Genomic DNA, 21071 nt, shown 5'->3' with positions numbered 1-21071 from the left:
CGATCTTTGATTATCTTATCTACAACTTCATAACGATCTTTTAATCCCTTCTCACAAAGCTCGAGAAGTTTTTTGTAATCTGCTTCCGGACTCTCTAATAGTCTAGTTAAGTTTTGTGAGGGTTTATCTTTGCTAAAATTGAAATCGATCTTACATTCTCGTAAGAGGTTATTGGTATTCTCAACAAGTGATGGATAGTCTTTAAAAACCTGAGCAATCTCTTTTCGTGAGTACATCAAGTCATTAGGACTTCCCTGATCTGTAAGCGCTAGCGTGCTAAGTAATACATTAGTGTCTATAGCTCTTAATAAACGATGCGTGTTAAAATCTCGCTTATCGCGAAAGCTTACTGTATGGAGAATAACTAACTTTTTTGTTAATGAACTAAGAGAAGAAAATTTAAGCTTATAAATATCTTTTGCTCGCACACCTATATATTCATTACTAGCGAAAGTTACTTTCCCTAGCTCCATTACATTTTCAAAAGGATAAATAATTGCAACATTTTCAAAATGTGGAGCTTGATCAGGAAATGGAGTTTTGTTATGTAAGTGTTTTGATAAGTAGTTGTTTATTTCAAGGAAGCCTTGGTTATTCATTGCGAGTGCAACGTAGCACTGTTTCGTATTGTTTCTAAAATCGACACCTATGATAGGTTTTATGTTTTTTTCCTTTGCGCGACGCACAAAATTTAGACAGCCAGATGTATTATTAATATCTGTAAGTGCAAAATGAGTACACCCTTCATGTATCGCTAGGTCTAGTAATTCCTCCTCAGAAATTGTTCCATATCTTAAACTAAAATAAGAGTGATTATTGAGATACATGAATTTAGTCTTGGGGTTTAAATAAATAATAGAGGTGTTTTTTACTGATGTCTGTGAGCTAAGAGTATAGGAGGTTCACCGTTAAAAGGATTACCTTGATTTCCTATAGTTCTGGATCCTTCACCTATCGTATTTGCTCTTCGCACGCTATGATCGCCATATTTATTTCTTAGTTCGTCCATTGCTTTGTAAAGATTTACGGTCTTGTTAGTATTCTCAAAAAGGTCTATTTGATAATGTCCCTCTGTAAGACCACCAAAGCGTACACCTACTAACCTAATAAGCATCCTACGATTATTAAGCTTATTAAAAAGTTCTATTACTGTGGGAATGAGAACATGATCTGCAGCGGTGTAGGGGATACGCATCTGTTTTGAATATGTTTGAAAATCTGAGTATCTAATTTTTAATGTTACGACAGAAGTGAGTTTATTACCACGCCGTAGTTGGAAAGCTAGATTTTCTGCCATGGCAGTTATAGTAGTATGTAACTTCACCATGTCAATTGTGTCTTGACCATAAGTGCGTTCACTAGAGATAGATTTGCGTTCGTGATACTCTACAATAGGGCTGTCATCAATACCATTACAACGCTCCCAGATAATGCGTCCATTTTTTCCAAAAACAGATGTCATCATTTCTACAGGCATTTGTTGTACAAGGTCTACCGTGCGCACACCGAGATTACAAAACTGAGTAAATGTCTTTTGTCCTACTGAAGGAATTTTTTTGATAGATAATGGTGCAAGAAATACTTTCTCATAACCAGGGTCAATTTTAATCTCATTATTAGGTTTAGCTTCTCCCGTAGCTACTTTTGATACCGTTTTGTTAGGAGACATCCCGAAGGAAATAGGTAAACCTGTTTCTCGCATAATACGCTGGCGAAGCTCTTTTGAATATTTGTAGGCTCCAAAAAACTTATCCATCCCAGTGAGATCACCATAAAACTCATCTACACTTGCTTTTTCTAGAACAGGCAGTTCTTCTTGAAGAATTTGAGTTACTTCTTTAGACATTTTTGAATAAGTGCCGCCATTTCCTCGTATGTAAATACCATTAGGGCATAATTGTCTAGCTACTTTAATGGGCATAGCACTATGTACACCATAGGTGCGAGCTTCATAACTTGCAGCGCTTACCACGCCTCGATCGCCAGTACCACCTACAATAACAGGTTTGCCCATAAGGCGACTATCTAACCTACGTTCACAAGAAACGAAGAAAGTATCAAGATCAAAATGAATAATTGTACGTTGCATAATATAGAATTAATCCAAAATTATGGAAATATTCCTATTTAAATCACGAGTGTTCTCTTTTTAGTTATTAACAAGATAGATTTACAATCTAAGGTTCGTATAAGTGTGAATTTTAAATGTATAACTCACAGTTCGTTAGGGAGAAATAGCTAATTTTGGAACTTATAAAAATTACAACACACCTCTGCAATGAACTATTATCTCCCTCTATTATTATGTTTATTTACAATCTCAAAGGCTACTTCACAAAGCGCAAACCTAGATCGTAATTACATACATACTGAGTATGTAAGTCTGCCACAGGTGTATATAAAAGATGATGCCCAACGCACCTATACGGTACGTGTAGAAAATGCAATGCGTAGTGATATAAAAGCTAGCCAACTTTATGACCAGACTATGATAGCGGGATTTACAAAGCTAGATACAGATGCTACCTTAAACATCAGTATGCGTATAAATCGCGTAGAGTATGGTGAGGTCACTACAGAAAAGATCAAGAATGAAAAAAAGGATGATGACGGTAAGGTGATCTCAACGAGTTATAGTTACACATTGCACGTGCCCTACACTACGAGCGCACGTCTTAAGGTGATAAACAATCTTAACCCAAACCTAGGGTACGTAAGTAACTTAGGAAAACGCGAGAACTATAAGCGCACTTCCTTTAAGACCTCTAAAGCCGCTATAGATTATTGGAATGGAGAGGGACCTAAATTTAGAGCGAAGACCTCTAATGATTTTTACGCCGTGGCTACTTCTACATTTATAGATGGTCTGGCACGCAGATACGGGTATGTGATTAAAAGAAATGATAAAACTCAACTCTGGTTCTTAGGTAATAAGAAGCATCCAGAATTTATAAAACATCAGGAAACCTATGAGGCTATAAAGAGAGCTTTTACGGCGATGAAATACGATCAGACCGTGACAGATATTGCTGCTAAGATAGCTCCACAGCTCACCTATCTTGAGCAAATAGTACAAGATTATCAGGGTAAAGGTAGAAAGCTAAGTAAAGTGCGTTATGCGAGTTACTATAATCTTGCTAAAATCTATTACTACCTTGATCAGCCAGAAAAGGCGAAGCAGTTTGCACGACTACTCATAGATAATAAATATGATAAGGCAGACGGAAAGCTACTTCTTAAAAATGCAGAGGCGCTAGAGAAACGTCTCGCTAGCCATAGTACAGATACACGCCATCGCGAGGTGTTTACCGAAGAGGTACATAATGCAGGAGATACACAGCCTGTTACGATTGTACAGCAAACACTTGTCGCACAAGAAGTAGCGCCCGTACCACCTACTATAGAGTTAAGTCAGTCTGAAGTGGTAGAGAAAGTAGTACTCTTGTTGAGAGCTATACACGCCTATCGCCCAGAATATGTCATACACCAACCGCATATAGAAATTAAAAGTCCTTCCGAAGATAAAGTATTAGGAATAGCGATTCCTACAACAGGTTATTCTAATAGAGAGATTTTTGCCTTTGTATGGAAAAATGGTCTTATTATAAAGGCAGGTTCTAAGGGGCGCTATGAGTTTATCTGGAATGATAACAAGATTACCTCTGTTGTATACTCTGAGAGTAAAAAACAGCCTTACTATGTAGACTATGACGAGTTCGGTAAAGTGGTTGAATTACAGCAGAATAGCCTTAGGCCTAGTGGTTATTTAAAAACCTATAAGTATACCTATGATATTAGTGGTCGCGTAACACGGGTAATTCATATAGCGATAGATAAGAAAAAAGCTTACTTGATTAACAATCATAAAATAAGCTATACTGGGGCAAATCGTCGCGACTGGACCATAACTAATTATAGAGGAAAGGGTAAGAATGAAGATAACAACAGGAAGGAAATAAGTCGTAAGTATTCATACGTTCTGGGTAATTCATTAGATGGATATACCTTATACAATGATATATTAAAAAATAAAGTCAATTATATCTATAATACGCGTGGAGATGTAAAAACTGTCACGCATATCAATGAAGATAAAAGTAGTAAGACCTTAGATTATACCTATAACGACAAGGGAGAAAAACTTAGAATTCTTACCATCTTTAAAGATGTAAGTGGGGAGTATAACGGTATGGAGGTTGAGCTTAAGATGGATATTACCAATGGAGGTATAAATTATTGGGAGCATACAAAAGGCAAGTACCGATTCAACGCACAAGATGAGCTTATCTATGAGGAGCGTAGCTATGAACCTAATAAATATGGCTACCGTAATAAAGTAAATGGTGTGTGGTCAGATTGGGGTCATTTCTACCCATAATTGTAACAGACAATCCATTTTTGGTTTAGCTTTGAGATATAGACTTAATATATCTTAATTATGAAATCATTTTTTTATGTTGCGCTTGTTCTCGGACTTTTAGTTGCTACAAGTTGTGAAAAAGAGGATACCGCTTTCGCGAAAGCGGAAACCCCACAATTCAACGTTCCATTTGAAAAGTTTACGCTAGATAATGGACTTACCGTAATCTTACATCAAGACGACTCAGATCCAGTAGTCGCAGTAGCACTTACTGCGCACGTAGGATCTGCAAGAGAGATAGAAGGACGTACAGGCTTTGCTCACTTATTTGAGCACTTATTGTTTTTAGAATCTGAAAACCTTGGAAAAGGTGGGCTTGATGCAATGAGCGCGCGTATAGGTGGATCTGGAGCAAATGGATCTACAAGTCGTGACCGCACAAACTATTTTCAAACAGTGCCAAAAGACGCTCTCGAAAAAATGATTTGGGCAGAAGCAGATAAACTTGGTTATTTTATAAATACGGTTACAGACCCAGTACTTGCCAAAGAAAAGCAAGTGGTAAAGAATGAAAAACGACAGTCTGTAGATAACCGTCCTTATGGTCACGCACGTTATGTGGTAGGGAAGAATCTTTATCCAGAAAACCACCCTTACAACTGGCAGGTTATAGGATCGCTAGAAGATTTACAAAACGCAACATTACAAGATGTAAAGGATTTTTATAATCGCTGGTATACGCCTAACAATACTACGCTTACCATCGCTGGAGATTTTGACCTTTCGCAAACTAAGGAGTGGGTGGAAAAATATTTTGGTGAAATTCCAAGGGGAGAAGAAGTTCCAGCAATGGAAAAGCAACCTGTTACAGTAGCAAATACAAAGCGATTATATTATGAAGATAACTTTGCTAGGCTACCACAATTATCTATGACATGGCCTACGGTGCCTAATTATGACAAAGATTCATATGCGCTTGAAGTTTTGGCTAGTTACCTCTCTAAAGGGAAGAATGCTCCTTTTAATAAGATTTTAATTGATGATAAGCAGCTTACGGCTGGAGTACAGATGTTCAATTTTGGGTCTGAAATCGCAGGAGAATTTGGTCTAAGCGTCAATGCATATCCTGGTAAAGATCTTGATGATGTACTTGTAGGAATTAATGAGGCTTTTACAAAATTTGAACTTGAGGGAATCTCACAAAAAGATTTAGATAGAATTAAAGCAGGGCAAGAAACACAGTTTTATAACGGCTTATCAAGTGTATTAGGAAAGGGGTTTCAGTTAGCACAATATGAGATTTTTGCTGGTGATCCTGCATATATCACAGAAGATGTAGATCGTATTCTCGCGGTGACTAAGGAAGATGTACAACGCGTTTACGAGCAGTACATAAAAGGACATAATTATATTGCTACTAGTTTTGTGCCTATAGGTCAAACAGCACTTGCACTTGAAGATTCTGAACTAGCCCAGGTAGTAGAAGAAAAAATAGTAGAAGGAGCAGAGGAGACATTTGATGCGAGTATCGCAGCAGATTATGAGCGTACTCCTTCGTCCTTTGATCGTAGTAAGGAGCCTGCATATGGCAACACTGCTGAAGTTACTGTTCCTAATGTTTGGGAAGACAAACTATCTTCTGGACTTGAAGTGTATGGAATTGAAAATGACGAAGTACCTCTTGTGCAATTTCAGATGAATATACGTGGAGGATTACTTCTAGAGGATATCAATAAAGTAGGCGTTTCTAGTTTGCTAGCAGATTTACTTATGAAAGGAACTGCCACAAAAACTACTGCAGCACTTGAAAATGAGATTGAAAGCCTAGGAGCAAATATTTATACGTACTCAGACAAAGAGAATATATACATAGGCGGGAATACATTGGCTAAAAACTATGATAAAACCATCGCTTTAGTCCAAGAAATCCTCCTGCAGCCACGCTGGGATAAGACAGAGTTTGACTTATTAAAGCAGAGTACCTTAAGTCGTCTGGAGCAGCAGCAGGCAAATCCTAATAGTATTGCTGCTATACAATTTGATAAATTAATTTATGGAGAGCGTAGCTTGCTAGCCCAAAATAACTTAGGAACTCCAGCTTCTGTAAATGCAATCACGCTTGAGGATTTAAAGGATTATTATACCAATTATGTAGTTCCTAATGTAGCTAAGATGCAAGTAGTGGGTGCCGTAGGTAAAGAAAAAGCAACTACAGTACTCGCAGGTCTTAATGATAACTGGAAAGCTAGAGAATTTACAATTCCTGTAGTAGAGGTTCCTAAGGCTCCGGAGCAGTCTAACGTATATTTTTATGATGTGCCAGATGCAAAGCAGTCTGTACTTCGTTTTGGATACCCAGCAATGGCAGAAACCGATAAGGACTTTTACCCTGCACAAATGATGAATTACCGTTTAGGTGGTGGTGGTTTTGCCTCACAACTTACGCAGGAACTTAGAGAAGGAAAAGGATACACTTATGGAATACGTTCAGGTTTTTCTGGATCTACACTCCCTGGAGCGTTTGCTGTCTCGAGTGGAGTACGTTCTAATGTGACTTATGAGTCTACTGCACTCGTAAAAGATATTCTTAAGAACTATGGGAAGAATTTCACACAACAAGATCTTGACGTATCTAAAAGTTTTCTATTAAAAAGTCAAGCACGTGCTTTTGAAACTATGGGAGCAAAGCTTAATATGCTAGATGATATTGCAAACCTGGGTATATCTCCAGATTATATCAAGGAACGCCAGGCTATTGTAGAGAATATGACAGTAGAAGAAATCAAGAAGCTATCAGATAAATATCTTAATCCAGATAAAATGATATACTTGATAGTAGGTGATAAGAAAACACAGATGGATAAACTAGAGCAGCTAGGTTATGGTACTCCGGTACTTTTGAATGAGAGTAAAGAGCCAGTGAAGAACTAGAAACTCAAATCTCTTAATTATTAAAAGCGAACCCTTGATGGAGTTCGCTTTTTTTATGCTTTCGCGAAAGCGTAATTCAAAATAAAACCTATACTACAGCGATTCTAAGCTCTTCTTTTAACCCAAACGTTAAGTAGCATCCCTATAACTAGAATTCCCATTCCTACAAGAGGAGCAGTATCGTAGCGTTCATTAAATAGAAAGTAGCCTAAGATTAACGCATAAACGAGTTCCATGTATTTAATGGGAGCTACGGTAGCTGTGTCTGCAAGTTGGAAAGAACGCGTTAAGAACACTTGGCCGAAAAGACCAAACACTCCTATACCGCTTACATACCACCACTCAACACCCACAGGCATACGCCAGTGTTGTATGAAGAAAAGACTACCTATGATGGAGATTACCATAAAGTAGTTGATTATGGTTAAAAAGTGCTCACGCGACCCTAAGTAACGCACGATGGTAAATACACCACCTACGAGAACAGAAGACATAATGATGAGTATAAAACTCATCGTATCTATTCTAAAATCTACTCCTTTTAACACAAGAGCTCCTATAACAGAAATGACTAATGCAACCCATTGCCATGGTTTTACTTTTTCTTTTAAAAACCAAAGTGCAAAGATTGCACTAAACAAAGGGGCTGTATATCGTAAAGCAACTGCAGATCCTAATGGGATGCGCTGTATGACTACAAAGTAAAGAGCAAGAGAAACAAAACTTAATAATCCTCGAGTAGTAAGCCAGAACTTGTTTTTACCTAAAACAGGAACTCGCTTGATAAGCATGTACGGGAAGATGAAAATAAAGGTACCCACGCATCTAAAAAACACTACCTGTAGTGGGTGAAAATCTTCAAGATATTTTGCCAGTAAGTTCATCCACGTAAACGCAAATGCGGCAATAAGCATGTAAACAACTCCTTTTATCACTGGAAGAATTTAGCCGCAAAGGTATCAGATAACATGCTTATTTTAGTAAATATATAGGTTTATTATAACTACCTATTAACAAAAAATATAATTGTACCATATTACATTTACACCCTAACCAATAAACAATCATTATTATGAAAAAAGTATTTGTAGTACTAGCACTTGTAGGATTTACATTCTCAACAATCTCTTGTAGAGAAACAACGCAAGATAAAATTGAAAACTCTGCAGAAGCAGCAGGAGAAGATATTGAAAACGGACTTGAAGAAGCTGGTGATGCTATTGAAAATGCAGCCGAAAAAACTGGTGACGCTATCGATAAAGCAGGTGAGGAACTAGAAGAAGAAATCGAAGGAACAGACGATTATAATGGTGATGACGATAACAACTAAGAAGTCGTTATTAGTGTAAAAAAAAGCGAGCAGTGATGCTCGCTTTTTTTATGTTTGTTTTTACGCTTTCGCGAAAGCGTACTTAGATCACCACTCGTTTACTCTATTACCATCTAGTTTTACAAAGATAAATAGTAAAATAGTGAAGCCCCATAATCCTGATCCTCCGTAACTGAAAAACGGCAAAGGAATTCCTACCGTAGGTAAAAGGCCTATGACCATCCCAATGTTTACTACAAAGTGAATGAATAAAATTCCTGCGAGGCTGTATCCATAAATCCGCGAGAAGTCATTTTTTTGTTTTTCTGATAGTTGGATGATCCTCAAAATAAGCACTACAAATAAGATAATTACTAGCGTACTCCCAAGGAAACCCCACTCTTCACCAACTGTTGAGAAAATATAATCTGTGTGTTGTTCAGGTACAAACTTACCTTTAGTTTGTGTTCCTTCTAGAAACCCTCTTCCAAACCAGCCACCATTACCTATGGCAATCTCACTTTGCTGTGTATTATATCCTATACTTTTTGCATCTACCTCTTTACCCAAAACAATATTAAAACGGTCGCGGTGACGTTGCTCGAAGATATTTTCAAAAATGTAGTTTACAGAAAATGCAAAAAGACACGCTGCTGCAACAAGACCTATATAAAGACGTTTTGAGGGTCGTTTTTTTCTATTTCTAGCAAACAGTATCAAGGCAATCACAAGAACAATTAGAGACACATAAATAGGTCCTAAAACTAGTGTAAGCACAAATAACGTAATCGTAGATGCTCCTAGAATTAAATAACTAGCAGCAAGTCCCTCTCTATATAGCGGAAAGAAAAATGCAGCATAAACCAATGCACTTCCAGGATCTGGTTGTGGCACAATGATAAGTGCTGGTATTGCTATTATAGCAAGAGCACGTACTTGATCTTTTATGGTTTTTATATTAGTTTGTATGTCGCTCAGATATTTGGCGAGCGCTAGTGCGGTAGCGGCTTTGGCAAATTCACTAGGCTGCAAACTCATGAAACCGAGATTGTACCAACTTGTGGCCCCAGATATAGTCTTACCAAAAACAAACAATAATATTAATGACAGTAACGAGCCTATGTAAATGACACTAGAGAATCGCTCAAAGAATTTTGAGTCTAAGAAGAGAATAAACGTAATGATAAGAAAGCCTAGAAATATCCACACAAGTTGCTTGAAGTACAAGTTATTCATGCTTGCAAAAGCTTGTGTATCTGGATCAAAGGCAGCAGAATAAATATTAACCCAGCCTATAGCTACGAGGGCTAAGTATAATAAAATAAGTACCCAGTCAAAACTACCAACATTGCGAGAAAATTTACTCATTATTTGCCTTGATTATTTTCTAGCAAAAACTGGCCTACCATCTTTTTTCCATCATTAATACGAAAAGGTTTGCCGCTCAGTGGTTTTGCATATTCTTCTTCAAGCGTATGTGTGAGGATCCATTGTTCTAGATCTTTACGCGATACTTCTCTGTTAATGTATTTCTCAATCATGAGAGACGCTATGCGTCCTCCATAGCGAGATCCCCAGTATCCATTCTCTACAAAAATAGCAATAGCAATCTTAGGGTTATCTTTAGGAGCAAAGGCTACAAAAGTGGAGTGATCTGTAAGCTGTGTAGTAACTCCATTAATTTTTGCATAATTCTCTGCTGTACCTGTTTTACCTGAGATGTCTATTCCAGGTATTTTTAAGTTTGCTGCAGTTCCATAATTGTATACATCATTCAGCCCTTGTATCACAGGTTCAAAATGTTTTGCATCTATGGTGGTATAATTTTTCTGCTCAAATTGAGAAGGGATCGTGTCTTGTCCCTCTATTTTTTTTATAATATGCGGTCTATAAAACCAACCTCTATTTGCAATAGTGGCGGTAAAGTGTGCCATTTGCATTGGGGTAAGTGCAACTTCCCCTTGTCCAATAGAGTTTGATATTGTTGCAGCACTTCCCCATCTTCTATTAGGGTAATCATGGATTTTGTTATAGTATGATTCACCAGGAATAAAACCTGGTCTTCCTATAGGTAAGTCATAACCCATAAAATCTCCTAGTCCAAAACTCTTAAGGTGGCCTTGCCATGCAGCAATACCTTCTTGTGGCGTATCGTATTTATTGAGAGTATTTAAGTAAGCAGTTCCAAAATAAGCATTACAGGAATAAGCAATACCATCTATCATTTGTACTGGACTTTTATGGTGGTGACACCCGAAGGGCTTTCCTCTACCATATCTCATTCCTCCATTACAATACACTCTATCATCAAGACCAATCGCTCCTTCTTGGAGTGCAATGAGTCCTGTAAGTGCTTTAAAGGGTGATCCTGGGGCGTATTCTCCTAGAAGTGCTCTGTCATAAAGAGGCTTTGCAATAGAGTCGTTATCAAGTTTTGAATAATTTTTAGATCGCTCACGACCTACCATAAGTGCAGGGTCATAATTAGGAGCAGCCACAAGTGCTAGAATTTCTCCAGTAGATGGCTCGATGGCTACAATACCACCGCGCTTACCTTGCATCAATTCTTCTCCATATTTTTGAAGTTCAGAATCTATAGTAAGGTATATGTTCTTTCCTTCTTCAGGTTCTTGGTCAAGTGTACCTTCTTTGTAAGGACCTATCACACGATTAAATCGATCTTTTTGAAGATATTTAATTCCTTTCTTACCTCTTAGTAGCTCTTCATACTTTTGCTCGACACCTTGTCGTCCTATTAAATCTCCACTTATATAGTAAGGCTGTTTATCAATAATCCCTTGGTGTACTTCTTGAATGTATCCTAGAAAGTTTGCCCCAAAGTCTATCTGATAGTCACGTAAAGATCGTTTCTGGATAAAGAAGCCCTCAAACTTGCGCATTTGCTCACCCAAGTATGCAAACTCTTCTTGTGACATGGTGGGTACTATAACAGAAGGGTGCCTAGGAGAATAATGTATTGCCTTGTTGAGTTGTTTTACAAGTTTTTCCTTATCAATATTTAATAATGAGCATAGCTTGAGCGTATCAAAAGGTTTGATTTCTCGTGGTATTGCCATCAAATCATATGACGGTTGGTTAGATACTAGAAGTTTACCATAACGGTCATAAATACGGCCGCGTTGTGGTATTTCATACTGCTGCTTTATAGCGTTACTCTCAGATAAAACTGCTGCAGAGGTGTCATACACCTGCAGATAAAATAGTCTAGCAATAAAGAGTACACCAGTAGTAAGAACAATAAAGAGGAGGAGTAATTTTCTCATTCGTTACGGCTGCTGAAAAGGATATTAAAAGTCAAACAAAGTATTATGGTAAAGATACTAGTGACTAACGTTTTGTTTAAGGTGTAGAGTATATTACTTATGTTAAATACCTCTAGTAAAAACAATACTAAATGGTGAATGAGCACCATTATAGAAATAAAGATGAATCGCTCGTAAAAACTCACCTTAGATAATTTTATAGCATTGTATTCATAACTTACTCCAAAAGAAAATCGTAAAGCAACGGGCCTAAGGTATGCAAGGAAGAGGCAGGCTGCAGCATGCACACCACCACTATTGCCAAACATGTCCATCGTAAGTCCTGTTAAGAAAGCGATAAAAATATATAACGCTCTATTAGCTGTAAATGGAAAGACTAATAGAAACAAGACGTAAGGGTAGGGATTGATGTACCCAAAGAGATTTACATTATTGAAAATGTAAATCTGCACAATCATGAGTGCTACAAACCTAGCAATATTTACAGAGACACTATTCTTCATCTTGCTGTGTTTCTAGTGCTATTATTTCTTTCTTGTAGCTATTTTCTACCACGTAGACATGACCTAGATTAGTCATATCGTTTATAAGTTTGATAGAAAGTGTATAGAAGTTTTTACTTGGATCTAATACAAACTCATTTACTGTACCTATAGGAATCCCTTTCGGGAAAATTGCCGATTTCCCACTAGTTTCTATGGTGTCACCTAGTTTTACAGGTGCTTGTTGTTGCATATCAATAACCTGAACGATATTTGGGTCTTTACCATCCCATTGCATGGTTCCAAAATGTTCTGATGCTCTTAACTTTGCGCTTGTGGTAAAGTTAGAATTGAGAATAGATAATACAGTACTATATCCAGAAGATGTTTTATCAATAATACCTACGATTCCTTTGCTAGTGATTACTCCTTGGTCTTTATGAATACTATCTTGTGACCCACCTAACAGAGTAATAAAGTTATCTGTTTTTGCGTAGTTGTTGTTGAGAACCTTTGCAGGGATGTATGAGAATTTTCGCAGACTATCTGATGGGATAGGTGATGTTATATCTGTAAGAACTTCAAGATCTAGATTGTCCTCGTTAGGTGATTTCAACATTTCGCGTAAGCGGGCATTCTCTTCCAGAAGCTGTTTGTTGTATGTTTTGAGTTTAAAATAATCTTGAACACTAGTTACAGATCCATAAATACCACCCGTAAACCAGTTTGCAGAGTTTACAAATTTACTACGGTGATAAGAATGTGATTGTATCGTAAAAACAAGCGACAGCATTAGTAAAAATGCAAACAGCAGGAAGTGCTTGTTCCTGATCAAGAAATTGATAATCTGATGCATAACTTAAGAGTTTTCTATTTAATGAGAACGCTCTTATACTTCGCAATATTTTTAAGGCAAATTCCAGTACCTCGTACTACAGCCCTAAGCGGATCTTCGGCAATATAAACAGGTAAATCTGTTTTTTGAGAAAGACGCTTGTCAAGACCTCGTAACATAGATCCTCCACCAGCAAGGTAGATTCCTGTGTTATAAATATCGGCAGCGAGTTCTGGAGGAGTTTGAGATAATGTTTCCATTACTGCATCCTCGATACGAAGTATAGATTTATCAAGTGCCTTTGCAATCTCGCGATAGCTTATTTGCACTTGTTTAGGTTTACCTGTAAGGAGGTCACGTCCTTGAACGCTCATTTCCTCTGGCGGAACTTCAAGATCTTCTGTAGCGGCACCTATTTGTATTTTAATTTTTTCGGCACTGCGCTCACCTACGTAGAGGTTGTGCTGGGTACGCATGTAATAAATGATGTCATTTGTAAATACATCACCCGCAATTTTTACAGACTTATCACAAACAATTCCTCCTAGAGCAATTACCGCAATTTCTGTAGTACCACCTCCTATATCTACAATCATGTTACCCTTAGGTTGCATGATGTCTACACCTATACCTATGGCCGCAGCCATAGGCTCGTGTATTAAGTAAACTTCTTTTCCATTTACACGCTCTGCGCTTTCCTTTACCGCTCGCATCTCTACTTCTGTAATTCCAGAAGGAATACAGATCACCATGCGCAATGCTGGTGGAAAGAATTTCTTTTTAAGCGCAGGGATTTCTTTAATGAACATCGCAATCATTTGTTCACTCGCATCAAAATCTGCAATTACACCGTCCTTAAGAGGTCTAATTGTTTTGATATTCTCATGCGTTTTCCCCTGCATTTGAGCAGCTTCCTTACCTACAGCGATGATTTTTTTGGTCGTCCTATCCCTAGCAACTATGGAGGGGCTATCTACCACTACCTTGTCGTTGTGAATAATCAGTGTGTTTGCGGTACCGAGGTCAATTGCTATATCTTCGGTTAAAAAATCAAAAAATCCCATAGGGTTATTGTGGAGGTATTAAATGTTAGCAGTTACGCGTTTGTATAAATGTACAAATATTAAAGGGTAAAATTACGCTTTCGCGAAAGCGTACTCCCTTAAACTTGTATTAATGTTTAAAATGTCTTGTTCCCGTCATTACCATTGAGATATTGTGCTCATTACAGTAATCGATGGTAAGTTGATCTTTAATAGATCCACCAGGTTGAATTACCGATGTGATACCCGCATTATCTGCAATCTCAACACAGTCTGGAAAAGGGAAAAATGCATCACTAGCCATTACCGATCCTTTAAGATCAAAACCAAAAGAGGTTGCTTTATGAATAGCTTGTCTCAATGCATCAACTCTAGAAGTTTGACCTGTACCACTTGCACAAAGTTGTTTATTCTTTGCAAGTACAATGGTATTTGATTTTGTGTGCTTACATATTTTTGAAGCAAACAGTAAATCTTCTATCTCCATGTCTGTAGGAGCGGTAGTTGTTGCGTTTGTTAAATTTTCCTTCACATCTGTCTTGTTATCGCGACCTTGAACGAGTGTTCCGTTAAGGCAAGTGCGCACGGTTGTCTCAGGTAATACGATATTTTTGAGCGTAAGGACTATCCTGTTTTTCTTTCCTTTGAGAATTTCTAGTGCATCTGCGTCGTAAGACGGCGCTATCACTACCTCACAGAACAATTTATGAATTTCATTTGCAGTCGAAATATCTATGTTTCCGTTGGCAATTAATACTCCGCCAAAGGCAGAAGTAGGGTCTCCAGCAAGTGCATCTACATATGCCTGGTGCATAGTGTCACGCTGTGCAAAACCACATGCATTGTTGTGTTTAAGAATAGCAAACGTAGGTGCTTCTCCTTGAAATTCTGAAATCAAGTTTACAGCAGCATCTACATCAAGCAGGTTGTTGTATGATAATTCTTTACCGTGAAGCTTCTCAAAAACCTCATCAAAATCTCCAAAGAAAAACCCTTTTTGATGCGGATTTTCTCCATATCTAAGTGTTTTCCCTTCATTCTTACTATGCCTAAGTACTGGGATTTCTTGGTCTGTATTGAAGTAATTAAAGATTGCAGTATCGTAGTGTGAAGAAACGGCAAAGCTCTTTGCTGCAAAACGTTTTCTTTGTGCAATAGTAGTGCTTCCGTTTCCTGCAGTAATAATGTCAAGAACCTCTGCATAGTCTTCCATAGAAGATACACATAAGGTGTCTTTGAAGTTCTTAGCTGCGGCACGTATAAGTGAAATACCACCGATGTCTATTTTTTCTATAATATCTTGTTCTGGCGCGCCAGAAGCAACAGTTTTTTCAAAAGGGTATAAATCTACAATAACAAGATCAAGCTGCGGAATTTCAAATTCTTCCATTTCCTTTACATCTCCTTCGTGATCTTGACGGTTTAAAATCCCTCCAAAAACTTTAGGGTGTAATGTTTTTACACGCCCACCTAAGATAGAAGGGTAAGAAGTCACATCCTCAACCGGTACAACTGGGATTCCTAAATCTTTAATAAACTTCTCTGTTCCACCAGTAGAATAAAGGGTTACTCCTTGTTCATGAAGCTTTTGAACGATAGGGGCTAAGCCGTCTTTATGGAATACTGAAATTAGTGCTGCGCCTATTTTTTTTGTTGTGCTCATTGTGAGAAAATTAATAGATTTTGGTTGATCCTAAATGGATGGGTTTTAAAAGCTTCAAAAATAGGTATTTCAACCCTTTTTGTTTGGGGTTTCTATTAACAAATTGACATGACTTTGTAACAATTTTTAGTGTGTGGCGTCTTACTCGTATCTTTAGATAAAATCAATCAATGCTAATATATTTAAGAGCCTTAGGGGAGAGTTTTAGATTTGCTGTAAATGCATTGCGCAATAACAAGCTTCGCACGTTTCTTTCTTTGATGGGAGTAACCGTTGGGATTTTCTCAATTATCGGGGTGCTCGCAGCGGTAGATTCACTTGAAAAAGACATTAAAGGAAGTCTTTCTTCCCTAGATCAGGGGAGTATGATTATCTGTCATATCTCCTTTGGACCCACAGAAGTTCCGCGCTGGAAGCGAGAGCGTTTTCCGCTTGTTACTTACGAGGATTATCAGAACTTACAGCGTAATCTCCCTGGCTTAGGTGCTATAAACTATACGATGTCTATTCCTTCACAAAAGATAAGTTACGAAGGGAAAGTAGTAGAGAGTGTTCAAGTTGATAATGCAACAGAAGGACTCTATGAAATAGAAAAATTAGATTTTGAGGCTGGACGTTTTTTTAATGAGCAAGAGTCTACAAACGGAGTGCCCGTTGCAATTATAGGGTCTGTATTGCGTGATAACCTCTTTGGTGAAGGAGTAGATCCGATAGGAAAACAAATAAAAACCTTAAGCAGGAAGTTTACAATTATTGGAGTTCTCAAGAAGCAAGGTATTAACGCCTTTGGAGATTCTAAGGATGAAAAAATAGTAATTCCCGTAAATATCATAAGACGTATTTATGGCGATAATAATAGATCTACATTTCCTACTATGACCATTGTACCAGCAGAAGGTGAAGACGCCGATGAGTTCTACGCTATCGCCGAACAGAAAATGAGAGCAGGTAGGTCTATAAAAGCTGGAGAGACTAGTGATTTCTTTATTAATAGACTTAGTGGTTTTACTGATGCTATTGATGGGATTATTGGAGTGCTTACTACGGTAGGCTGGTTAATAGGTGGGTTTGCACTACTAGTAGGTGGTTTCGGGATTGCAAATATTATGTTTGTGAGTGTCAAGGAACGTACCAACTTAATAGGAATACAAAAGGCACTAGGAGCAAAGCGCCGTTTCATCTTATTTCAATTTTTATTTGAATCTGTATTGTTATCTATATTTGGCGGATTTATCGGGCTTGTTATGGTCCAGCTCATCGTCTGGATACTTGATGTCTCTAAGATTGCGGGAGACTTTGAATTTGTATTATCTTTTGATAATATCTTTTTAGGACTCTTCACAACATTTATCATAGGAATCATCGCAGGGATTATCCCAGCAATAGGGGCTTCTCGACTAGATCCCGTAGAAGCAATAAGAACAGGGATGTAATAGCTTCACATATTATAAAAAAAAGCCTCAATTCTAAATTTAGAATTGAGGCTGTTTAATTAGTGGAAGGTACTCCTTATAGCAATGCTGCAACTTGCACATTTACAAACTCAAGGAAATCTTCGTCATCCTTTGTAAAAGGATCAACGTGACTTGAGTCTATATCTATCTGACCTATGTTTTTACCATCTTTAAATAATGGAATAACAATCTCACTTTTTACAGTGATAGAACAAGCAATATAATTGTCTTGTGCTTTTACGTCTGGCACTACAAAGTTTGCATTAGATTCTGCTACCTGACCGCATATCCCTTTTCCAAAAGGAATTACCGTGTGATCTGTAGGTTCTCCAGCAAATGCTTCTAGGTGTAATGTGCGCTTTTCATGGTTTGCCATGTAAAAACCTACCCAGTCATAATATTCTATGCGCTCGCGCAATAACTCACATATTGCAGTCATTTTGCTTGTAGCGCTATCTTCTTTTTTATCCGCGATGCGGCTTACTTCTATTTTTAAATCTTCAAAAGCCATTTTTCTTGTATTTTAGACGTTAAAATACGCCCCTTGCTTAAACTACTACGCAAATATAAGTCCGTACTTCGATTTCTCATTATCTTCATAGGAAGTTATTTGGTTTTTGTGGTGCTTTACCAACTATTTTTAACTTATGGAGGTAGTAGTCGCTATTTTCCCGACATTATTACACATACAGTTGCCAGGCAAAGTCAATCTGTCATCACATCATTAGGTTATGACATGCAAGTGCTGCCAAGTAAATGGGAGCCTGCTATGAATCTCACAATGAATGGAAAAACGCTTGCTAGAGTTGTAGAAGGCTGTAATGCTGTAAGTGTAATGCTATTATTTATTTCATTCATGCTAGCATTCTTCGGTGATATGAAGCGCACGCTTTTATTTGTTTTTGGAGGTGTAGCGCTTATTTACGGGATGAATGTCTTGCGCATTGCATTACTTACCATAGGTATTTATGAGTATCCACAATATGCAGATGTACTTCATGGAACCATCTTTCCGGCGGTAATTTATGGTACCGTGTTCTTGTTATGGATAGGTTGGATCAACTCTTATAAAAAACCGGTGAAGGATGAATAAGTTAGTCCGCATCCTGATAGGTGGATTGTTATTGTTGGGGTTGTTGTATGTACGCTTTCGCGAAAGCGAACTATTCTACGATCCGCTTATTGATTACTTCCATGGTGATTATCAGAATAAGGCATTGCCCGAACTAGCGCAAGGGAAGTTCTTTTTAAATGTACTCTTAAGATATTTCATTAACATGCTACTGTCTCTAGGAATTTTATGGGCAGTTTTTGCAGATAGGAGTATTTTAAAATTCACGAGTATATTTTACTTGGCAGTTTTGGTAATATTATTACTGCCGTTTTACTACTTACTGCATCATCATAATCCTTCAGAATATCTGCCGTTATTCTACGTGCGTAGATTCTTAATACAGCCATTGTTGATTTTTCTCTTATTACCTGCTTTTTTTTATTACCGTAAGGTTGATAAATAGGGTATGTGTATTTTTGTAGTCTAAACATTTTATAAGATGAAAAACACTTTATTAGTAATAGCAGCTCTAGCGATTGTTTCGTGTAAACAACAAATAGTTTCAGACGTGCAAACGGCACCTACTCAAATAGGTGTAAACGCTGTAGTGACAGAAAATGGAGATTTAAATGTGACTGATGCTGTTGAGGATGTAACATTTAAAACAGAGGAAGCATCACAAATGCACGCAGCTTATTTGAGTTTAAAAGGAGCCCTAGTAAATACAGATCCTTATGAAGCGGCAGAGATTGCTTCTAACTTTAAGAGCACACTTGAATCACAAACTGAAAGTGATATCACAAGAGGTTTAAGCGACGACCTTGCGCTTATCTCAGTGTCTAAGGATACGGCAGAGCAACGCGTAGCTTTTGAAAATATTTCAAAAAAAGTAGAGGTGTACTTATCAAGCGAGATTACATCTGGAACTATATATAAGCAATATTGCCCGATGGCCTTTGAAGGTAAAGGTGCGTACTGGTTATCTAACTCACCAGAAATACGTAACCCATATTACGGAGACAAGATGTTGAAGTGTGGTGTAGTAGATAAGGAAATTCAGTAAACATTAATTTATTAGTAACAGAGAGCCTTCTTCGTTGAGATCTACTTTTGCGCTTGTCATATTCTTTTTCTTTGCACTACGTCCTGCCATAAACGTGGGGTACGTAATGTATTACGAGCTTAATATAGATTATATAATAGAAACGTATTGTGTTAACACAGACAAGCCTGCCTTGCAGTGTAATGGTAAGTGTTTTCTTTCTAAGCAGCTCACTTTAGATGCAGACCAAGAGGATTTTTCTCAAGGACAGCAATTACAGATTGTAGAGGTTTTTTATCCATTATTTTATCAAAATCAAGATCAGGTAGATATATCATCTACCTCAATAGCTTATGCTAAGGAGAATTTTCCAAATCATTTGGGAAGTATTAAAACCTTCCAAGAGCGTATAGATCCAGCACCCAAAGCTTATTGAATTTATAAAGAGATACTAGTCTTTTAATATCGCTAGTCTCGCAGTTTATGAGCGTACTCAAAAGAGTACGTTCACTTCACTATACACAATATTTAAAATTCAATAAATGAGAAAATTATATATAGCACTACTCGCCGCAGTAGTTGCTACTAGTACATACGCACAAGAGCAAGAGTTATCACAATCATGGTCAAGTAATCGTCCAGATGGGCATGCTCCTGTATCTGTTATGGGTGACCATACTCACAAAAAAGGAGAATTCATGTTTTCATATAGATATATGAATATGCAAATGGATGATCTTAAAAGAGGTAATGATGATGTAAGTTTTGATAGTGTATTACTTCCTAATGGAGGAGAATATATGGTTACACCTACAGATATGCCTATGAACATGCATATGCTAGGAGGTATGTATGCTGTGTCAGATAAAGTTACACTTGCAGCGATGCTGGGATATACATCTATGGATATGGAACACCTTACAGCCATGGGAGGAACATTTAGCACAGCATCTAGCGGAATCACAGATCTCAAATTATCGGCCTTATATACTGTTTTCAATAAGAACAGACAGCAGTTACACGGTAAAGTAGGGGTGTCATTACCTACAGGAAGTATAGATGAAATGGATGTTACTCCTGCATCTAATGGTAATGAAGTAATACTACCTTATCCTATGCAGATAGGAAGCGGCACCGTAGATGCTCTTCTTGGGGCAACGTATTTGTGGCAAACAGATAGATTCTCTGGTGGAAATAAAGTAAATGGAGTAATCCGTACTGGGACTAATGATCGCGATTATAGATTGGGCAATGTATATAGCCTTGATAACTGGATTGCTTATAAAACGGCAGATTGGATTAGTTTTTCTGCACGTGTAAAAGGAAGTGTAGTTTCAGAAATAGATGGCGCAAATCCAGATTTGAATCCGCTTATGGTAATCACTGCAGATACTAGAAACTCTGGTGGCACTTATATAGATGGGGGATTAGGGTTTAATCTTTATGCTTATAAAGGAGCATTAAAGAATGTACGTTTAGGTGTTGAAGTAGCTACACCTCTCTTACAAGATGTAAATGGAGTACAACTCAAGCGCAAGGAGACTGTGACAGTTGGACTACAATACTCATTATAATCACTGCGCCTCTCTAATCATAATGTGATTATATAGGCAC

19 protein-coding genes (1 of these 19 running past the window's edge) are annotated in these 21071 nt (G+C 37.6%); 9 read left to right on the top strand and 10 right to left on the bottom strand.

All coding sequences use genetic code 11. The features are described from left to right. Both DCS32_RS03655 and dinB read right to left on the bottom strand, forming a co-directional pair. On the bottom strand, positions 1-827 hold the 5' end (the start) of the coding sequence (locus DCS32_RS03655; RefSeq protein WP_108877038.1) for a DNA polymerase III subunit alpha. Its footprint begins 2206 nt before the window's first position; only the first 827 of its 3033 coding nucleotides appear in the window; the start codon lies at positions 825-827; its stop codon lies off the left edge, out of view. 41 nt (positions 828-868) lie between these two features. Next, positions 869-2089, bottom strand: a complete 1221-nt coding sequence (gene dinB / locus DCS32_RS03650) for a DNA polymerase IV (RefSeq protein WP_108877037.1) — start codon at positions 2087-2089, stop codon at positions 869-871. 189 nt (positions 2090-2278) lie between these two features. Here dinB and DCS32_RS03645 point away from each other — a divergent pair, with 189 nt between their 5' ends. Both DCS32_RS03645 and DCS32_RS03640 read left to right on the top strand, forming a co-directional pair. After that, positions 2279-4378, top strand: a complete 2100-nt coding sequence (locus DCS32_RS03645; protein ID WP_108877036.1) for a hypothetical protein — start codon at positions 2279-2281, stop codon at positions 4376-4378. Between the two features lie 60 nt (positions 4379-4438). Continuing rightward, positions 4439-7291: a M16 family metallopeptidase gene (locus tag DCS32_RS03640; RefSeq protein ID WP_108877035.1), complete on the top strand. Its 2853-nt coding sequence runs from the start codon at positions 4439-4441 to the stop codon at positions 7289-7291. Between the two features lie 104 nt (positions 7292-7395). On the opposite strand, the gene DCS32_RS03635 is transcribed toward DCS32_RS03640, so the two are convergent. Beyond that, positions 7396-8226: a DMT family transporter gene (locus tag DCS32_RS03635; RefSeq protein WP_108877034.1), complete on the bottom strand. Its 831-nt coding sequence runs from the start codon at positions 8224-8226 to the stop codon at positions 7396-7398. Positions 8227-8363: 137 nt separating this feature from the next. Here DCS32_RS03635 and DCS32_RS03630 point away from each other — a divergent pair, with 137 nt between their 5' ends. Continuing rightward, positions 8364-8621, top strand: coding sequence for an Rv0909 family putative TA system antitoxin (locus tag DCS32_RS03630; RefSeq protein WP_108877033.1), 258 nt, complete (start codon positions 8364-8366; stop codon positions 8619-8621). A gap of 87 nt (positions 8622-8708) precedes the next feature. On the opposite strand, the gene rodA is transcribed toward DCS32_RS03630, so the two are convergent. From rodA to purH, 6 genes are all read right to left on the bottom strand, one after another. After that, the gene (gene rodA / locus DCS32_RS03625; RefSeq protein WP_108877032.1) at positions 8709-9968 is read right to left on the bottom strand and encodes a rod shape-determining protein RodA; all 1260 of its coding nucleotides are present in this window, start codon (positions 9966-9968) and stop codon (positions 8709-8711) included. Further along, entirely contained in the window at positions 9968-11884 is a 1917-nt protein-coding gene (gene mrdA, locus DCS32_RS03620) for a penicillin-binding protein 2 (RefSeq protein ID WP_108877031.1), read from the bottom strand. The genes rodA and mrdA overlap by 1 nt, the downstream gene beginning before the upstream one ends. Then, the gene (locus DCS32_RS03615; protein ID WP_013751142.1) at positions 11881-12387 is read right to left on the bottom strand and encodes a hypothetical protein; all 507 of its coding nucleotides are present in this window, start codon (positions 12385-12387) and stop codon (positions 11881-11883) included. Before DCS32_RS03615 ends, mrdA begins: the two co-directional genes overlap by 4 nt. Then, positions 12377-13222, bottom strand: coding sequence for a rod shape-determining protein MreC (gene mreC / locus DCS32_RS03610; protein WP_108877030.1), 846 nt, complete (start codon positions 13220-13222; stop codon positions 12377-12379). Before mreC ends, DCS32_RS03615 begins: the two co-directional genes overlap by 11 nt. Before the next feature lie 14 nt (positions 13223-13236). Next, positions 13237-14265 (bottom strand): rod shape-determining protein, encoded by a 1029-nt coding sequence (locus DCS32_RS03605; protein ID WP_013751144.1) that lies wholly within the window; start codon positions 14263-14265, stop codon positions 13237-13239. A 109-nt stretch (positions 14266-14374) separates the two neighbouring features. Then, positions 14375-15907, bottom strand: coding sequence for a bifunctional phosphoribosylaminoimidazolecarboxamide formyltransferase/IMP cyclohydrolase (gene purH, locus DCS32_RS03600; protein ID WP_108877029.1), 1533 nt, complete (start codon positions 15905-15907; stop codon positions 14375-14377). A 170-nt stretch (positions 15908-16077) separates the two neighbouring features. On the opposite strand from purH, the gene DCS32_RS03595 reads away from it, so the two are divergent. Further along, positions 16078-17340 carry an ABC transporter permease gene (locus tag DCS32_RS03595; protein WP_108877028.1) on the top strand — a complete coding sequence of 421 codons (1263 nt, stop codon included), beginning with the start codon at positions 16078-16080 and terminating at the stop codon, positions 17338-17340. Positions 17341-17416: 76 nt separating this feature from the next. Here DCS32_RS03595 and DCS32_RS03590 read toward each other — a convergent pair whose 3' ends face one another. Next, a complete protein-coding gene (locus DCS32_RS03590) occupies positions 17417-17872 on the bottom strand; it encodes a GAF domain-containing protein (protein ID WP_013751147.1) in 456 nt (151 codons plus the stop codon). A gap of 33 nt (positions 17873-17905) precedes the next feature. On the opposite strand from DCS32_RS03590, the gene xrtF reads away from it, so the two are divergent. The 5 genes from xrtF (at position 17906) to DCS32_RS03565 (ending at position 21031) form a co-directional block, all read left to right on the top strand. Then, a complete protein-coding gene (gene xrtF, locus DCS32_RS03585; RefSeq protein WP_108877027.1) occupies positions 17906-18454 on the top strand; it encodes an exosortase family protein XrtF in 549 nt (182 codons plus the stop codon). Then, a complete protein-coding gene (locus DCS32_RS03580) occupies positions 18447-18878 on the top strand; it encodes an exosortase F system-associated membrane protein (protein WP_108877026.1) in 432 nt (143 codons plus the stop codon). The genes xrtF and DCS32_RS03580 overlap by 8 nt, the downstream gene beginning before the upstream one ends. Positions 18879-18914: 36 nt before the next feature. Next, positions 18915-19478, top strand: a complete 564-nt coding sequence (locus tag DCS32_RS03575; protein ID WP_108877025.1) for a DUF3347 domain-containing protein — start codon at positions 18915-18917, stop codon at positions 19476-19478. A 34-nt stretch (positions 19479-19512) separates the two neighbouring features. After that, positions 19513-19893, top strand: a complete 381-nt coding sequence (locus DCS32_RS03570) for a hypothetical protein (RefSeq protein ID WP_108877024.1) — start codon at positions 19513-19515, stop codon at positions 19891-19893. Positions 19894-19999: 106 nt separating this feature from the next. Continuing rightward, entirely contained in the window at positions 20000-21031 is a 1032-nt protein-coding gene (locus DCS32_RS03565) for an alpha amylase (protein WP_108877023.1), read from the top strand. Positions 21032-21071: the final 40 nt, after the last annotated feature.

It is taken from the genome of Dokdonia sp. Dokd-P16 (assembly GCF_003095655.1).
Classification (GTDB): domain Bacteria; phylum Bacteroidota; class Bacteroidia; order Flavobacteriales; family Flavobacteriaceae; genus Dokdonia.
Note: the sequence above shows the minus strand (reverse complement) of the source record. Positions and strands in the feature narration are given on the sequence as shown.

Bases quoted from the DNA above. Each gene is read 5' to 3' on its own strand.
- DCS32_RS03580 (WP_108877026.1), top strand. From the start codon at position 18,447: ATGAATAAGTTAGTCCGCATCCTGATAGGTGGATTGTTATTGTTGGGG.
- mrdA (WP_108877031.1), bottom strand. From the start codon at position 11,884: ATGAGAAAATTACTCCTCCTCTTTATTGTTCTTACTACTGGTGTACTC.
- DCS32_RS03565 (WP_108877023.1), top strand. From the start codon at position 20,000: ATGAGAAAATTATATATAGCACTACTCGCCGCAGTAGTTGCTACTAGT.
- DCS32_RS03615 (WP_013751142.1), bottom strand. From the start codon at position 12,387: ATGAAGAATAGTGTCTCTGTAAATATTGCTAGGTTTGTAGCACTCATG.
- DCS32_RS03645 (WP_108877036.1), top strand. From the start codon at position 2,279: ATGAACTATTATCTCCCTCTATTATTATGTTTATTTACAATCTCAAAG.
- DCS32_RS03575 (WP_108877025.1), top strand. From the start codon at position 18,915: ATGAAAAACACTTTATTAGTAATAGCAGCTCTAGCGATTGTTTCGTGT.
- DCS32_RS03595 (WP_108877028.1), top strand. From the start codon at position 16,078: ATGCTAATATATTTAAGAGCCTTAGGGGAGAGTTTTAGATTTGCTGTA.
- mreC (WP_108877030.1), bottom strand. From the start codon at position 13,222: ATGCATCAGATTATCAATTTCTTGATCAGGAACAAGCACTTCCTGCTG.
- DCS32_RS03590 (WP_013751147.1), bottom strand. From the start codon at position 17,872: ATGGCTTTTGAAGATTTAAAAATAGAAGTAAGCCGCATCGCGGATAAA.
- DCS32_RS03605 (WP_013751144.1), bottom strand. From the start codon at position 14,265: ATGGGATTTTTTGATTTTTTAACCGAAGATATAGCAATTGACCTCGGT.
- purH (WP_108877029.1), bottom strand. From the start codon at position 15,907: ATGAGCACAACAAAAAAAATAGGCGCAGCACTAATTTCAGTATTCCAT.
- DCS32_RS03630 (WP_108877033.1), top strand. From the start codon at position 8,364: ATGAAAAAAGTATTTGTAGTACTAGCACTTGTAGGATTTACATTCTCA.
- rodA (WP_108877032.1), bottom strand. From the start codon at position 9,968: ATGAGTAAATTTTCTCGCAATGTTGGTAGTTTTGACTGGGTACTTATT.
- DCS32_RS03640 (WP_108877035.1), top strand. From the start codon at position 4,439: ATGAAATCATTTTTTTATGTTGCGCTTGTTCTCGGACTTTTAGTTGCT.
- dinB (WP_108877037.1), bottom strand. From the start codon at position 2,089: ATGCAACGTACAATTATTCATTTTGATCTTGATACTTTCTTCGTTTCT.